Source organism: Marivivens sp. LCG002 (genome assembly GCF_030264275.1).
Lineage (GTDB): Bacteria > Pseudomonadota > Alphaproteobacteria > Rhodobacterales > Rhodobacteraceae > Marivivens.
Genome location: NZ_CP127165.1, coordinates 1144762 through 1159684 on the forward strand (window position 1 = coordinate 1144762; position 14923 = coordinate 1159684).

The 14923-nt window shown below is 59.2% G+C and carries 15 protein-coding genes and 2 tRNA genes; 10 read left to right on the top strand and 7 right to left on the bottom strand.

The window, feature by feature from the left end; genetic code table 11:
- Positions 1 to 65: 65 nt before the first annotated feature.
- Positions 66 to 140, bottom strand: a tRNA-Asn gene (locus QQG91_RS05770).
- 80 nt (positions 141 to 220) lie between these two features.
- A complete protein-coding gene (locus tag QQG91_RS05775) occupies positions 221 to 1114 on the bottom strand; it encodes an MBL fold metallo-hydrolase (protein WP_285772019.1) in 894 nt (297 codons plus the stop codon).
- A 49-nt stretch (positions 1115 to 1163) separates the two neighbouring features.
- Here QQG91_RS05775 and QQG91_RS05780 point away from each other — a divergent pair, with 49 nt between their 5' ends.
- A complete protein-coding gene (locus tag QQG91_RS05780) occupies positions 1164 to 2444 on the top strand; it encodes an ATP-binding protein (RefSeq protein WP_285772020.1) in 1281 nt (426 codons plus the stop codon).
- Positions 2445 to 2467: 23 nt separating this feature from the next.
- Here QQG91_RS05780 and QQG91_RS05785 read toward each other — a convergent pair.
- Positions 2468 to 2543: transfer RNA gene (locus QQG91_RS05785), tRNA-Ile, on the bottom strand.
- Between the two features lie 114 nt (positions 2544 to 2657).
- On the opposite strand from QQG91_RS05785, the gene purM reads away from it, so the two are divergent.
- The 3 genes from purM to rnd all read left to right on the top strand — a co-directional run bounded on the left by purM (position 2658) and on the right by rnd (position 5595).
- Positions 2658 to 3701, top strand: coding sequence for a phosphoribosylformylglycinamidine cyclo-ligase (gene purM / locus QQG91_RS05790; RefSeq protein WP_285772021.1), 1044 nt, complete (start codon positions 2658 to 2660; stop codon positions 3699 to 3701).
- On the top strand, positions 3698 to 4294 hold the full coding sequence (gene purN / locus QQG91_RS05795) for a phosphoribosylglycinamide formyltransferase (protein WP_285772022.1): 597 nt from the start codon (positions 3698 to 3700) through the stop codon (positions 4292 to 4294). Before purM ends, purN begins: the two co-directional genes overlap by 4 nt.
- A gap of 143 nt (positions 4295 to 4437) precedes the next feature.
- On the top strand, positions 4438 to 5595 hold the full coding sequence (rnd, locus tag QQG91_RS05800) for a ribonuclease D (protein WP_285772023.1): 1158 nt from the start codon (positions 4438 to 4440) through the stop codon (positions 5593 to 5595).
- Positions 5596 to 5598: 3 nt separating this feature from the next.
- Here rnd and QQG91_RS05805 read toward each other — a convergent pair whose 3' ends face one another.
- A complete protein-coding gene (locus QQG91_RS05805) occupies positions 5599 to 6081 on the bottom strand; it encodes a hypothetical protein (RefSeq protein ID WP_285772024.1) in 483 nt (160 codons plus the stop codon).
- A gap of 117 nt (positions 6082 to 6198) precedes the next feature.
- Between QQG91_RS05805 and QQG91_RS05810 the strand changes: the two genes are divergently transcribed.
- Positions 6199 to 6606, top strand: coding sequence for a SufE family protein (locus QQG91_RS05810; RefSeq protein WP_285772025.1), 408 nt, complete (start codon positions 6199 to 6201; stop codon positions 6604 to 6606).
- On the opposite strand, the gene QQG91_RS05815 is transcribed toward QQG91_RS05810, so the two are convergent.
- The 3 genes from QQG91_RS05815 to bmt all read right to left on the bottom strand — a co-directional run bounded on the left by QQG91_RS05815 (position 6597) and on the right by bmt (position 9297).
- The gene (locus QQG91_RS05815; protein WP_285772026.1) at positions 6597 to 7229 is read right to left on the bottom strand and encodes a DUF1638 domain-containing protein; all 633 of its coding nucleotides are present in this window, start codon (positions 7227 to 7229) and stop codon (positions 6597 to 6599) included. The two genes, QQG91_RS05810 and QQG91_RS05815, sit on opposite strands and share 10 nt — an antisense overlap.
- A 73-nt stretch (positions 7230 to 7302) precedes the next feature.
- Complete coding sequence (locus QQG91_RS05820; protein WP_285772027.1) at positions 7303 to 8007, bottom strand: cobalamin B12-binding domain-containing protein; 705 nt, start codon at positions 8005 to 8007, stop codon at positions 7303 to 7305.
- 273 nt (positions 8008 to 8280) lie between these two features.
- The gene (gene bmt, locus QQG91_RS05825) at positions 8281 to 9297 is read right to left on the bottom strand and encodes a betaine--homocysteine S-methyltransferase (RefSeq protein WP_285772028.1); all 1017 of its coding nucleotides are present in this window, start codon (positions 9295 to 9297) and stop codon (positions 8281 to 8283) included.
- A 234-nt stretch (positions 9298 to 9531) separates the two neighbouring features.
- Between bmt and purC the strand changes: the two genes are divergently transcribed.
- The 5 genes from purC to QQG91_RS05850 all read left to right on the top strand — a co-directional run bounded on the left by purC (position 9532) and on the right by QQG91_RS05850 (position 14562).
- Positions 9532 to 10293 (top strand): phosphoribosylaminoimidazolesuccinocarboxamide synthase, encoded by a 762-nt coding sequence (gene purC / locus QQG91_RS05830; protein WP_285772029.1) that lies wholly within the window; start codon positions 9532 to 9534, stop codon positions 10291 to 10293.
- Between the two features lie 37 nt (positions 10294 to 10330).
- Positions 10331 to 10561, top strand: a complete 231-nt coding sequence (purS, locus tag QQG91_RS05835; RefSeq protein ID WP_285772030.1) for a phosphoribosylformylglycinamidine synthase subunit PurS — start codon at positions 10331 to 10333, stop codon at positions 10559 to 10561.
- 188 nt (positions 10562 to 10749) lie between these two features.
- Positions 10750 to 11418 (top strand): phosphoribosylformylglycinamidine synthase subunit PurQ, encoded by a 669-nt coding sequence (gene purQ, locus QQG91_RS05840; protein WP_285772031.1) that lies wholly within the window; start codon positions 10750 to 10752, stop codon positions 11416 to 11418.
- A 63-nt stretch (positions 11419 to 11481) separates the two neighbouring features.
- Positions 11482 to 13221 carry a sensor histidine kinase gene (locus QQG91_RS05845; protein WP_285772032.1) on the top strand — a complete coding sequence of 580 codons (1740 nt, stop codon included), beginning with the start codon at positions 11482 to 11484 and terminating at the stop codon, positions 13219 to 13221.
- Positions 13222 to 13227: 6 nt separating this feature from the next.
- Positions 13228 to 14562: a sigma-54-dependent transcriptional regulator gene (locus QQG91_RS05850; RefSeq protein WP_285772033.1), complete on the top strand. Its 1335-nt coding sequence runs from the start codon at positions 13228 to 13230 to the stop codon at positions 14560 to 14562.
- The last annotated feature ends 361 nt before the right edge of the window (positions 14563 to 14923 follow it).

Sequence of the window (14923 nt, forward strand, 5' to 3'; positions counted from 1 at the left end):
CAAGGGACCAAAAACGAAAAAACCCGCCGAAGCGGGTCTCTCTCAAATCCCAGATCTTGGGATTATGGCTCCGGCGGTAGGGATCGAACCTACGACCAATTGATTAACAGTCAACTGCTCTACCGCTGAGCTACGCCGGAACATGTGGGGGTGTATAGCTATGGTGTTTTGGGGCTGCAAGAGGGTTTTGGTGAAAAAATCCACCGATTTTGATTTTTCTTCAAAGGCCTTCGAAAACGGACTTAAAATTAAGGGGATTTGAGGCTTTGCACATATTTCTTTGCGTCAAATCAATGAGATGCGCAAAGATGTTTCGGGCGGCGGCAGGGTGCAAATCGCTTGGAACGTCGGCATAAAGTCGGGGGGTGAGGGCCTCGATCGTGGTCGGACCGGATTCGAGGGCTGCCAGAATTTGTGACTCGCGCAGTCTGCGGTGATCGATCAAGGCCCGCACGCGATCCAGTGGCTGATCAATCGGCGCACCATGTCCCGCAAAATAGCGCCGCGCCGGATGGTCGAGCAGTTTTTCACACGAAGCCATGAAATCGGTGAGATCGCCGAAGGGCGGCGAGACAAGGCTCGTGGCCCAGCCCATCACGTGATCTGCGCTGAAGATCACATCGCGCCATGCAAAGCAAAGATGATTCCCCAGATGTCCGGGGGTGTGGAGGGCGGTGATCCGTCCTGCAGGAGTTTCGAGCGCTTCGCCGTCGCCCAGTCTGATGTCGGGCCGAAAGTCGTGATCGAGACCTTCGCTGCTCTGGCCGTGCCCGCTTGCTTCGAGCGCGCGCATCACTGCGCTCATCCCGTCACGCGACGCGCCGAAGGCATAGGTCTTGGCCTTGGTCCTCTCGGCGAGCGGGCGGGCAAGGGGGGAGTGGTCCGCATGGGTGTGGCTGACGAGAATATGGCTGATGTCCCCTCGTGTCGCGTCAAGGATCGCCCCGAGATGCGACTCTGACATAGGGCCGGGATCGATCACGACGAACGGACCTTGGCCGAGGATATAGGTGTTGGTCCCCCAAAAGGTCAGCGGTCCGGGATTGGGGGCGATGATCAGGCGCAGATCAGGTTCAAGGTCATGCGGGATGCCGACGGCGGGCGAGGGGGTCATGATGTGATCCTGCTTCCATGTTTGTTGCGCGCAGGGTAGCGTCTAGGCCATGATCTTCAAGCGCTTGAAAACCTACATGCCGCGCGGGCTCTATGGGCGGGCCGCCTTGATCCTGTTGTTGCCTGTCATCACGCTCCAGATCGCGGTCACGATTTCATTCGTGCAAAAGCATTTCGCGGGGATGACGGGGGCGCTCACCGTGAGTTTCTCCGAAACCGCCATCTATGCGATGACCCACCCCGAGGCGGCGCCCTCCCTGGGTCTTGAATTGACCGAGGCAGAGACGATCCCCGACGCGGACCGCTGGCACTTTTACGATCTGACGGGGGCGCAGGTGGTTGCAAATCTGCGCGCCAAAATCCCTATGGTGCGCGCGGTTGATCTGACCGAAGAGAATGCGGTGATCCTTTATGCGGATGCGGGTGCGCAGACATGGCGCATCAGATCGGATCGCCAGCGCGTGTCGGCGGCGAATCCGCACCAGCTTATCGTGCTTCTCGTCCTCACAGGGCTATTGATGACTGTGATCGCCTTTATTTTCTTGCGCAATCAATTGCGGCCCATCACCCGTCTTGCCGAGGCGGCAACGGAATTCGGCAAGGGGCGACTGCGCCCCTATACCCCCGCAGGCGCACTTGAAGTGAGGGCGGCGGGCACGGCCTTTCTCGAAATGCGGGCGCGGATCGAGCGGATGAATCAGAGCCGGAACCTTATGTTCTCGGGGATCAGCCATGACCTACGCACGCCATTGACCCGATTGAAGCTTGCCCTCTCGTTTCTCGACGATGCCGAGGCCGAAGAGATGCGCAAGGACGTTCAGGATATGGAGCATCTGATCGATGCCTTCCTTGAATATGGCCGTGCCGAGGCGGGGGCCGTTCTTACCCCGACCGATCCCAAGAGCCTTTTGCTCGAGGTGATCGAGGCAAATGAACGTTCGGGACAGAATGTCGGCATCGGGCGGGTGGAACTCCCTGACGACAAACCTGTGCCTATGCGACCGCTGTCGATCAAGCGGGCGCTTGAAAACCTGATCCAGAACGGCCTCCGCTATGGTGGGACACGGGTCGAAATTTCGATCGTGCGGACCGAGCGCACGCTCAGGTTCGAGGTCGAAGACAACGGTCCGGGGATTCGCGCCGAAGCCAGAGATGAAGCGATGAAGCCATTTACGCGGCTCGATCCTGCGCGAAACCAGAACGCGGGCACAGGGGTCGGGCTTGGACTTGCCATTGTCGCGGATATCGCGCGGCTTCATGGCGGGGTGCTTCGGCTCTCCGACAGCACGACCCTTGGCGGGCTCAAAGCCGAAATTGTCATTGCGCTCTAAGCAAATAGCAATAGGGGAAAGTTTGGTAGGCCCGGCAGGATTTGAACCCGCAACCAAAGCGTTATGAGCGCTCTGCTCTAACCGTTGAGCTACAGGCCCCCAAGCGCTTGCCTAGCTATTGCTGGGCCGATGGTCAAGTTGTCACTGGCCCTTTTGAGCGAGTTGCGGTAACGAGCGGCCATCCAATCTTTAGCCCAAGCAAGCGGGGACCCCATGAGCGGTAAAAACGGAATTACCTATGCCGATGCTGGCGTTGATATCGACGCAGGCAACACTCTGGTCGAGCGGATCAAACCCGCTGCCAAGCGTACTTCGCGTTCGGGCGTTATGTCGGGTCTTGGCGGCTTCGGGGCTCTGTTCGATCTCAAGGGTGCGGGCTATACCGATCCGATCCTTGTCGCCGCAACCGACGGCGTAGGCACCAAGCTCCGTATCGCCATCGACACAGGCAATGTCGACACGATCGGCATCGACCTTGTTGCAATGTGTGTGAACGATCTGGTCTGCCAAGGGGCGGAGCCGCTCTTCTTCCTCGACTATTTCGCGACGGGCAAGCTCGAACTCGACAGCGCGACCCGTATCATCGAAGGCATTGCCGAAGGCTGTGCGCAGTCGGGCTGTGCACTGATCGGGGGCGAGACTGCCGAAATGCCGGGCATGTATCATGACGGCGACTTCGATCTAGCAGGTTTTGCCGTTGGCGCGATGGAACGCGGTCAGGATCTTCCGGCTGGCGTGCAAGAGGGCGACGTTCTTTTGGGGCTCGGCTCGAACGGTGTGCATTCGAACGGGTATTCGCTTGTTCGCCGTCTGGTCGAAATATCCGGCCTATCGTGGGGTGATGCATCGCCCTTCTCGGATGGCACGCTTGGCGAAGCGCTTCTTGCTCCGACCCGTCTTTACGTCAAGCAGGCGCTTGCCGCTTACCGTGCGGGCGGCGTGCATGCTCTGGCCCATATCACGGGCGGCGGTTTGACCGAGAACCTTCCTCGTGTTCTTCCCGAAGGGCTTGGTGCGGATATCGACCTTACTTCGTGGGAGCTTCCGCCTGTGTTCAAATGGCTTGCTGGTGTCGGCAACATGGAAGAGGCCGAGCTGCTCAAGACCTTCAACTCGGGCATCGGTATGATCGCCGTTGTTGCCGCGGACCGTGCCGACGCTCTTGCAGAGCTTTTGCGCGCCGAAGGTGAAACAGTGTCGGTCATCGGCAAAGTGACCGAAGGCGAGGGCGTGCGCTACTCGGGTTCCATCCTGTGAGCAAACGCGTCGCCATCCTGATTTCAGGCGGTGGTTCGAATATGGTGACGCTGGTCAATTCGATGACCGGCGATCACCCCGCGCGGCCTGTCTTGGTGATCTCCAATGTTCCGGATGCCGGCGGTTTGGCCAAGGCCGAGGCCTTGGGCGTGCCGACCGCCGTTGTCGACCACAAAGCATTTGGCAAAGACCGCGAGGCTTTCGAAGCCGAGCTTGACCGCGTGCTTGCCGCGGCGGACCCCGATATCGTTTGTCTTGCGGGCTTTATGCGTATTCTGACGCCCGAGTTCACCCGTAAATGGGAAGGCAAGACGCTGAATATCCATCCCTCGCTTCTCCCCAAATACAAGGGGCTTCATACCCACGAGCGGGCAATCGAGGCAGGCGACACCGAGCACGGTTGCTCTGTGCACGAGGTCACGGCCGAGCTTGATGGTGGGCCGATCCTTGGGCAGGCGATGATCGCGATCCGTCCCGACGATACCGCCGAGAGCCTTGCCGCGCGGCTTCTGGAATGGGAGCACAAGCTCTATCCCGAGGTGTTGCGCCGCTTTGCGCTCGGGGACAAAACCCCGATCAGACTGGGCGTCTAGGACGGATTTCCGAGAATTTGGGGCTTTCTTACGACATTCCGACCTGATTGGCCCTCCTCAAATGGGGGCGGCTTTTCATTTGCGCGGGCTTCGATTAAGGAGCGGTGATCGCCGCGTGTAGCGGTGCAGTGAAACGGACTGGCATGAAGACGATTACCACGACCGAGGCGCTTGCCGCCTTTTGTGAAGAGGCCGCAAAACGTCCCTACGTGACGGTGGACACCGAGTTCCTACGCGAACGCACCTATTACTCCAAGCTGTGTCTGGTGCAGCTCGCCTATCAGGACAAATCGGGCAAGGACGCGGTGATCGTCGATCCTCTGGTCGAGGGGCTTTCTCTTGAACCGCTTTACGCTCTTTTCCGAAACACCGATGTGGTCAAAGTGTTCCACGCCGCGCGTCAGGATCTCGAGATTTTCTTTGTTGATGCGGGTGTAATCCCCGAGCCGCTCTTTGATACGCAGGTGGCCGCGATGGTCTGCGGCTATGGCGAGCAGGTGGGATACGAGACCCTGGTGCGCAAGATCGCAAAAGCCGATGTCGATAAATCCTCGCGCTTTACCGATTGGTCGCGCCGCCCTTTGACGGATGCGCAGCTGACCTATGCCGTGGCCGATGTGACCCATCTTCGCGACATCTATGAATCGCTTTCTGCCCGTCTCGCCAAATCGGGCCGCGAACGTTGGGTGGCCGAGGAAATGGCGGTGCTCAAAGACCCCGCGACCTATCAATCGAACCCTGACGAAGCCTGGCAAAAGGTCAAGACCCGCACGAATTCGGGCCGCTTTCTCGCCATCGTCAAAGAGCTTGCGAAGTTCCGCGAGACATACGCCCAAGAACGCAACATCCCCCGCAGCCGTGTGTTCAAGGATGATGCCCTTGTCGAACTGGCTTCGACCAAGCCGATGACGGAAAAAGACCTTGGCCGTTCGCGGCTTTTGCTGCGTGAAGCGCGCAAGGGCGAGATTGCAGACGGGATCATGGCGGCCATCAAGGCGGGGGTCGAGATGCCTGCCGAAAAAATGCCCAAGCCCGACTTGTCGCGTGAAAAGCTTCAGGTGAACCCTGCGCTTGCCGATCTTTTGCGGGTGCTGCTCAAGGCCAAATCCGATCAGGAAGACGTAGCGCAAAAGCTGATTGCTACCGCTTCCGATCTTGATCTCATTGCAGCAGGCGAGCGGGATGTCGATGCACTCAAAGGCTGGCGCCGCGAGGTCTTCGGCGAGGATGCGCTGTTGCTTTGCGAGGGCAAGATTGCTCTTGCCACCAAAGGGAACAAGGTCGTTCCAATCCGTCTTTGAAGATCAGCGCGCGGCTTTCGAGTTGCGCGCACCCTTGACCACGAAATTGCGATAGGTGCGCAGCGCCTCCGGCGAAATCACTTCTGCTGCGGTGACTTCGCGTGTCGCGGCAGCGCCCTGAACCTGAACGCCGCTCGTGGTTTCGATGCGGAAGTCATAGGTCGCGGTTGCGCCTTCTGCCCCGACAAAGACCAGCTCGGCATTATAGGCACCCTGACTGGCAGCAAGGCCCGTTGCACGCAGGATCGCACCCGAGGGCATCCGGGCCAGCTCGACCGCCGAAATACTCTCGATCAGAACCCGCTGATCGACTGTGGCTGCGCCCCGCGTGGGCACGAGAGCAGGGGCCTGACCTGCTTCATAGATGACCGCCGTTTCCGATTTGCTTCCGAACCAATTCATCGGGTTGATTTTCGAATTTGAAATGCGCGAGCAGCCGGACACGGCGACCGAAGCAACCAACAGCAAAGCAAGAGGGCGGTTCATTGGGTTCCCTTTCATTTCCTTGCCCCTTGGGTAGCTCAAAGCGCAGGACTTGAAAAGCATCCTCTGGACCTTTGCACAGAGGTTGCCTAGATCAGGGACAAGCGGAAAGGAAAACCAATGGCCACCGAAGCGTTTGAAGAGATTGCCGAGACCTTTGAATTTCTTGACGACTGGGAGGATCGCTATCGCCATGTGATCGACATGGGTAAGGCGATGCCGCCACTCGAAGACGCGTTCAAGGTGCCCGCAACCAAGGTCGACGGCTGTGCCTCGCAGGTTTGGCTTTTGCCCGATACGACGGATGGCGTTTTCAGCTTTCGCGGCGACAGTGATGCGATGATCGTGCGCGGTTTGATCGCTGTTCTGGCCGCCTTGTTCAACGGATTGCCGGTGGGCGAGGTTGCGCGGGTCGATGCACGCGCCGAATTGGGTCGGCTCGGGCTGAATGATCATCTTTCCGCGCAGCGTTCCAACGGCGTGCGCGCGATGATCGAACGCATCCAGATGGTCGCGGCTCAGGCCTGAGCCACGGCCGCCAGCTCGGTTGCAAGATCGCCGTATCCCGTAAAACGCCGCTCGAAGGCAAGGCCGAGGCGTTCGGCGCAGCGTTCCGCATGCGCGGTCAGTTCGGGATTGTCGGTCTGGGCGAGATAGACCAGCTTTTCGTAGTTCCCGAAATACATATCCCGCAAATCGGGAAAACGGTCCAAGCCGAGCGGCTTCCAGACAAAGGCATCGAACTGGCGTGCGAGAAAGTCGGTGAGGTAGAAGGACGTCACCTCGCCGTGCGCGGCAAATGTGTCGTTGCCTTCGAAGAAAGAATAGCAATGCGGTCCCTTGAGCATTTGAACGCCCAGTTCCGCGCATTTCGCTTCGAGAAGTCCACCCGTGCCGCAATCGGCATAGACCACAAAGGTGCGATCATAGTCTCCGCCGCGTTTGCCAATCATCGCGGCAACGGCGTCGGTGATTTTTTCGGGGGAATTATGGAGGATCGCGGGGAGACACTGAAGATCGAGGTGATCCCAACCGTTGATCCGCTTGAGCGCAAGGATCTCATGGGCAAGCGCACCGCAGGCGATGAGAAGGACGCGGCCTTTACCCGAAGCTTCGAGTCCGTCTTTGGTCAGGTCGAGATCGTTCAGCATGTGGTGCCTCGGGAAAAAGAAAACCCCGCGCGGGTAAGGCGCGGGGTCCGATAGAGAGGGTCTGGACCCCGAATTAGTGCGTGCCGACGCCCTGATTGTGCTTGCGGGCGATGAACTGCTTTGCAGTTTCAACAGCCACAGCGGCGTCGCGGCAGTAAGCGTCCGCACCGATCGCGCGACCGAATTCTTCGTTCAGCGGTGCGCCGCCGACGAGAACCACATAGTCGTCACGGATGCCCATTTCGACCATCGTGTCGATCACGACCTTCATATAGGGCATGGTGGTGGTCAGAAGAGCGGACATGCCGAGGATATCGGGCTTTTCGTTGTTCAGCGCTTCCATGTATTCTTCGACGGCGGTGTTGATGCCGAGATCGACGACTTCAAAGCCTGCGCCTTCCATCATCATCGAAACAAGGTTCTTGCCGATGTCGTGGATGTCGCCCTTGACGGTGCCGATCACCATCTTGCCCATGCGCGGTGCGCCGGTTTCAGCAAGCAGCGGCTTGAGGATGGCCATGCCGCCCTTCATCGCGTTTGCAGCCTGAAGCACTTCGGGAACGAAGAGGATACCGTCACGGAAGTCGGCGCCGACAATGGTCATGCCGCCGACAAGAGCCTCGGTCAGGATGCGGTAGGGCGTCCAGTTGCGTTCAAGAAGAATTTGAACACCTTCTTCGATCTCTTCTTTGAGACCGTCGTAAAGGTCGTCATACATCTGGGCGACAAGATCTTCGTCGTTCAGGTCGGAAAGGATGATATCGTCTTCGTCGGACATGGGTCACTCTCTTTGATGCGGCAATCTGCCCTGATTTCCGATTTGCGACAAATCAGGCGCTTGGTCTGGGCCGATTGCGACCTTGACTGCACCCGAAACGACTAAGGTTCAAATGAAATATTCGCGGGGTGATCATGCGGATCATTCATGTGTGGGCGGGGCAGGGTGTTTTGCACGGTTCCCGACTTCGCGCGGCTGGCGCAACGACGCAAGAGGGCGCGGCAGGAGGCCATAAAAAAGGGCGGGGAAATTCCCGCCCTTCGGTCTTTGCGATCAGCGGCGACGGCGACCGCCGCCTGTGCGGCGCGCCGATCCTTCGTCGTCGCCCGTGCCATCCGACGCCGAGCTGAAGGCCCCGAGCTTTTCAGCGATGGTTTCAAGCGTCGGGCGGTCGCCTTTGGGGGTGTTCTCCAAGGCGCGGCGCATCGAGACGAGGTGCTCGGGCTGGGTGCCGCAGCATCCGCCGATGATCCGTGCACCCGAGTCGCGGGCAAGGATCGCATAGTCGGCCATCAGCGCGGGCGTGCCGTCATAGTGGATATGACCGTCGTGATACTTGGGAATACCCGCGTTGCCCTTGGAAATGATGGGCTGCTCTGCGCCTGCTGCAGCAAAGCCGAGCACGGTGCGCAACAGGTCGGATGCCCCGACGCCGCAATTCGCGCCAAAGCCGATCGGCGGGTTGGGTAGCTTGCCGATCATCTTGACCATATCGGACGAGGTCACGCCCATCATCGTGCGTCCTGCGGTGTCGAAGCTCATGGTGCCGCACCACGGCATATCGGCAAGGGCGAATGCCTCTGCAGCGGCTTTGAATTCCTCGACTGCGGAAATGGTTTCCACCCAGAGCACATCGCAGCCGCCTTCCTTGAGGGCGACGGCCTGCTCGTGGAACAGCTCGACAGCAATCTCGTGGGTGAGGTTGCCCATCGGTGCCATGATCTCGCCCGTGGGGCCGACCGAGCCTGCAACAACGACAGTGCGGCCCGACGCGTCCGCAATCTCGCGGCCGATTTCTGCTGCGACGCGGTTCAATTCGCCCACGCGACCTTGCGCGTTGTGCAGTTTGAGACGCGCGGCATTGCCGCCGAAAGAGTTGGTCAGGAAGATGTCGGAGCCTGCGTCCACCGCGCCCTTGTAGAGCTTGCGGATGTTGTCGGGCTTGTCCACGTTCCAGAATTCGGGCGGCTCGCCCGAGCTGAGGCCCATGTTGAATAGATTGGTGCCCGTTGCACCATCAGCCATCAGCCAGTCGTTCGTCTCAAGCAGCTTTGAAAGCGCGTTCGTCATGGGAAGTGCCTTTTCGGTTTAGCTTTGATCTGGCACATGGCACGGAGTGCGTCCTTTTTCAAACCCAAAAGGCCGAAAATCACATCCCTTCGGGGCGATGATCCATACTATATGCGCTTTGGTGCGATTTTGACCGCATTGCGGACTTGGCAATTCTTGCGGTGACGGGGGGCTTGGCTTATAGGCACGAATGACTCACTGCACCAACGTCAGTGACAAGACGAGGGATCGCTCATGGCGCGCCGCAAAAAGATTTACGAAGGCAAAGCAAAAATTCTGTACGAAGGCCCCGAGCCGGGAACCATTGTCCAGTATTTCAAGGATGACGCGACCGCCTTCAATGCCGAGAAAAAGGCCGTGATCGAGGGTAAGGGCGTTCTCAACAACCGTCTGTCCGAATTCTTCATGACCGGACTTCAGGCTGTTGGCATTCCGACCCACTTCATCAAGCGTCTCAACATGCGCGAGCAGCTTTGCCGTCATGTCGAGATCATCCCGCTCGAAGTGATCGTGCGCAACTATGCTGCTGGCTCTATGGCCAAGCGCCTCGGTCTCGAAGAGGGAACGCAGCTTCCGCGTCCCATCGTCGAGTTCTCCTACAAGGATGACGCTCTGGGTGATCCTCTGGTGCCCGAAGAATACATCGTCGCCTTTGGTTGGGCGTCGCAGCAGGATCTCGACGATATCGTGTCGATTGCCCTGCGCGTGAACGACTTCCTTGCCGGCGTGATGCACGGCGTCGGGATCAAGCTCATCGACTTCAAGATCGAGATCGGCCGCATCTGGGAAAACGATTTCCCGCGTCTGGTTGTTGCCGACGAGATCAGCCCCGACAGCTGCCGCCTGTGGGACATCGAAACGGGCCAGAAGCTCGACAAGGACGTGTTCCGTCGCGACTTGGGCAACCTAGCAGACGCCTACACTGAAGTGGCGCGCCGTCTCGGGGTTCTGCCTTCGAACGTCACCCATGCAACCAAACCTACGCTGATCAACTGATCGCGCTGAAGAAAGACGAGAAAGGGAGCCTCTCGAGATGAAGGCCAAAGTTTATGTCATGCTGAAGAACGGTGTTCTGGACCCTCAGGGCGAGGCCGTGCGCCACGCGCTCGGCGCCTTGGGCTTCGGCGGGGTCGAAGGCGTCCGTCAGGGCAAAGTCATCGAGCTCGATCTTGCGGACGGCACCTCGGAAGCCACCATCAAGGAAATGTGCGAGAAGCTTCTCGCCAATACCGTGATCGAGAGCTACTCCATCGAAATTCTTTGATCTTTTCGGGATAAGAGACGAAACCGCGCCAAAGGATGCTTTGGTGCGGTTTTTCTTTGGGCGAAGCGTCGAAATATCGCCAGTTTTCGTCCGATCCGCGCCGCTCGGCAAGCCAAAGGACTTGAGCCTTGGGCGGCCACGGAGTATGTCGCGGGCAAACCTTTGATCCTTGCTGCGGAGTCCCTGTCATGAAAGCTGCCGTCATCGTTTTTCCGGGGTCCAACTGTGACCGTGATATGGCTGTTGCTCTGCGCAATGCAGGCGCCGACGTCACGATGGTCTGGCACAAGGACGAAGGGCTTCCCAAGGGAATGGACCTTGTTGCGGTGCCTGGTGGCTTCTCGTTCGGGGATTACCTGCGCTGCGGTGCCATCGCGGCCCAATCGCCCGTGTGCCACGGTCTTGTCGAGCACGTGAACCGCGGCGGTTATGCACTTGGCGTCTGCAACGGCTTTCAGGTTCTGACCGAGACCCGTCTTCTTCCCGGTGCCTTGATGCGCAACGCAGGGCTCAAGTTCGTTTGCAAGTCCGTCGATCTCAAGGTTGCAACCTCGGACAGCGCCTTTACCCGCGGCTATGAAAAAGACAGCGTCGTTTCGATCCCCGTAGCCCACCATGACGGCAACTATTTCTGCGATGACGAGACGCTTGCCGCGCTCAAGGGTGATGACCGTATCGCCTTTACCTATGTCGACAACCCGAACGGTGCAAAAGCCGATATCGCGGGCGTGCTCTCGGAAAACCGCCGCGTTCTCGGCATGATGCCGCACCCCGAGCGCGCCGCAGACGGCCAGCACGGCGGCACCGACGGACAGGCGCTTTTCCGCGGATTGATCGATCAGGTCGTCTCGGCCTAAGGGCTGCGTATTGCTGCGGCCTGAGCGCGGGCGTAAACTCGGCGCATGGCAAAATTTGCGACAATGAGAAATGGGCAAAGGCAGCTCGGGCGTTGGCTCGGGCGCTTGGCGTTCGTTTTGTTCATGGTTGTCGCAATCGGGGTGATGTATTTCACCAATCTTTTCCTGACCGAGCGTTTCACCGAGACGACCCGCAACCGCGCCGAACTGCGGATGACGCTTTATGCCGCCAACCTGATTTCCGAACTTCAGCGTAATTCGATCGTGCCGCAGCTTCTGGCCCGCGATCCCGAGCTGCTCAACGCGTTGCGCGCGCAGGAATATACGCTTTCGACCCAGAGGCTTTTGTCTTTTGTCGACGAGATCGGTGCTGCGTCCTTGATGCTTCTTGATAAGGACGGGCGCACTGTCGCCGCGACCGACCGCAACCGACTTGGCGAAAACCACCGCACCGCGCCTTATTTTGTGAACGCTTTGCGGGCCAATGCGACCATTTTCACCACTTTCCAGAAAGAGACGGGCGGCTACGGGTTTTTCTATTCCCGCCGAATGGACGACACCACGGGCGCGTTCGGCGTGATCACGGTCGAGGTCGATCTTCAAAAGCTCGAACGGGGCTGGGCGGGGATTTCGGACGCGGTTTTCGTGGCCGACAGTGCGGGCCAGATCATTCTGGCCACCGAGCCGCGTTGGCGCGGGCTGGATGAAGCCTCAGCGCTTGCCCGTCAATCCGCGCCCTCCGCCATCCAACGCGCGCTTCGCGCGACACAGGATTGGGCGGCGCTTTCGGTGGATGCCTATCTCAAGGGGGAAGCCGTGATGCGCCGCGAGACGCGCATCCCGTTCCAGGGCTGGAAGATGGTCAGTTTCACCACCTATGATTCGGTGCGCGAAAAGGTCAACGGGGCCTTGGCGCTCGAAATCATGGGGTTTGCGATCCTTCTGGCGCTCTCGTTCTTTGTCCGTTCACGCAAGAACGAGAACCGCATGCGGCTTTTCCAGCGCGAGTCGGCGGAGCTTCGCGCATTGAACCTGCGGCTCCAGCGGGAAATCGCCGAACGCGAAAAGGTCGAAAAGACCCTCGAAGTTGCTGAACAATCGCTGGCGCAGTCCTCAAAGCTTGCCGCTCTGGGCGAGATGTCAGCGGCGGTCAGCCACGAGTTGAACCAGCCCTTGGCCGCGATGAAGACCTATCTGGCGGGTGCACGGCTCCTGTTGCAGCGCAAGCGGCCCGAAGAGGCGCTCTCGTCCTTCCAGCGGATCGACGATCTGATCGAGCGGATGGGTGCGATCACCAAGCAGCTCAAATCCTATGCCCGCAAAGGCTCGGACAGCTTTCAACCCGTTGATACTAGGGACGCTGTGGCCTCTGCGCTTGCCATGATGGAGCCGCAACTCAAGAGCCGCCAAGTGCTCATCACCCGCACGATGCCGTCGGAGCCTGCGATGATTTCGGGGGATCGTTTGCGCCTTGAGCAGGTGATCATCAACCTGCTTCGTAATGCTCTGGACGCCACCAAAGGCGTGACCGAACCCACAGTGGACGTGATCCTTGCAGTCGGGGAAACCGTGCGTCTGACGGTGCGCGATAATGGTCCGGGGGTCGATGATCTCGATGCGCTCTTCGAGCCGTTCTACACAACCAAGCAGCCCGGCGACGGCACGGGGCTGGGGCTTGCCATTTCCTCGGGGATCGTCAACGACCATGGGGGCCGTCTGACCGCACGAAATGGTCAACACGGCGGGGCTGTATTTGAAGTTCAGCTTCCTATTTTAAGACAAGACCTTGAAGCGGCGGAGTAAAGCCAAATGACCAAAGCCATGAAAATCGCGATCGTTGACGACGAAAAGGACATGCGCCAGTCGATCAGCCAATGGCTCGCGCTGTCGGGCTTTGACACCGAAACCTTTGCCAGTGCCGAAGAGGCGCTCAAGGGGATCAACTCGGATTATCCCGGTATCGTGGTCAGCGACATCAAGATGCCTGGTATGGACGGGATGCAATTCCTCCGTAAGATCAAGGGTTTGGACAGCACTCTTCCCGTAATCATGATCACGGGGCACGGCGATGTGCCTATGGCGGTCGAGGCGATGCGGATCGGCGCGTTCGATTTCCTTGAAAAACCGTTCAATCCCGACCGCATGACCGAGCTTGCGAAAAAGGCGACGAACGCGCGGCGCTTGACGCTTGATAACCGCGCCTTGCGCAAAGAGCTCTCCGACGGCTCTGCGCTGATGCAAAAGCTGATCGGGGCAAGCCCCTCGATGGTGCGCCTCAAGGAAGACATTCTCGATCTGGGGCAGGCCGATGGTCACGTCCTGATCGAAGGCGAAACAGGCACGGGCAAGACGCTCGTCGCCCACGCGCTCCACGCAGTCGGCTCGCGCGCGAACAAGAAATTCGTTCTGATCTCCTGCGCCGCCTATGACGAGGATACGCTTGTGCGCCGTCTCTTTGGCCCCGCCCAAGAGGACGAGCCGATCCCCGCAATGGAAGAGGCCCGTGGCGGCACTCTGGTGCTCGAGGATATCGAGGCGCTGAGCCAGTCGCTTCAGGCCCGTCTTTTGACTGCGATCAACGAGCAGGGGACGCCTGCCGAGACGCGGATCGTCGCGATCTGTAACCTTCAGGAACAGAACAAAACCTGCGAAAGCGTGCTGCGTCCCGATCTCTTTTACCGTCTTGCCGCGCTTCGGATCACCGTCCCGCCGCTGCGTCAGCGCGGCGAGGATATCCTCACGCTCTTTACCGCGCTGTCAGAGCAATTTGCCGATGAATATGGCTGCGACGCGCCACAAGTCACCGCGCAAGAGGCCGCACAGCTCCTGCAAGCGCCTTGGCCCGGCAACGTGCGCCAGCTCATCAATGTGGCCGAGCGCGCCGTGCTCCAGAGCCGTCGCGGTTCGGGCACCATCGCGTCGTTGCTCATGAGCGACAGCGACGAAGAAGGGCGCCCCGCGATGACCACCGAGGGCAAGCCGCTCAAGGAATTCGTCGAAGCCTTTGAACGGATGCTGATCGACAACACGATGCGCCGCCACAAAGGCTCGATCGTGGCTGTGATGGACGAACTTTGTCTGCCGCGACGCACGCTCAACGAAAAAATGGCGAAATACGGTCTGCAGCGCTCGGATTATCTCTGATTTTCGCTATAAAGCCCTGCGAAATGCGGGGCTTTGTAACTTGGGCATTGAAATTATCCCCAGCCCTCCGCTATGTATGATCTACGGACGCTCGCGCTACGGTGCGCGGTGAGGTTCGGAAAGTTTCACTGTTCCAGAGAAAAACGGGCCAAGGCGCCGCTCTGTCGCAGATATACATGACCTTGAAATGGTCAGAAGAACGCCCTGGCTGCGCGAGGTTTCAATCGGACGCGCCGGGCCTATTAACGGGCGCCCAAGGGCGTCGGAGAAGAACCGCGATGCAACGCGTGCTCGTAACAGGCATAAATGTGGAGGCCCCGAGGGGCCCGCTTTGTGTTCACACGCTCATCGCCATAACAGA